General features: G+C 44.1%; 1 protein-coding gene. It reads right to left on the bottom strand.

Annotated elements, in window-relative coordinates; translation table 11 throughout:
- Positions 1 to 247 (bottom strand): hypothetical protein (locus AAEY72_RS15885; protein ID WP_352311616.1); only part of this gene is annotated, 247 nt, incomplete at both ends.

Raw genomic sequence — 247 nt, 5'->3', positions numbered from 1 at the left:
CATCAATGGCTTGCTCTGCAATTTTTTCTGTGGTTTTGCGTTGTAACACCCGATGATTATTTTCGGTGTTCATCACTGCCTCATAAACGGCAAGGGTATAACCACCGTGTTGTTTTAGCGCAGCTTCAAATACTTCAATCGCTGTTTCATCCATGAAATGTTGCTTGCCATTGTGATCATAAGGCTTTACCTGCCCAGTCACTAAACCACGTAAGTCAATAAAGCGCGCGATCGGCTGAGATAAGCG

It is taken from the genome of Psychrobacter sp. W2-37-MNA-CIBAN-0211, from assembly GCF_040309405.1.
GTDB lineage: Bacteria > Pseudomonadota > Gammaproteobacteria > Pseudomonadales > Moraxellaceae > Psychrobacter > Psychrobacter glaciei.
The sequence above is the reverse complement of the archived record's forward strand: the minus strand, read 5'-3'. Positions and strand labels throughout refer to the sequence as shown.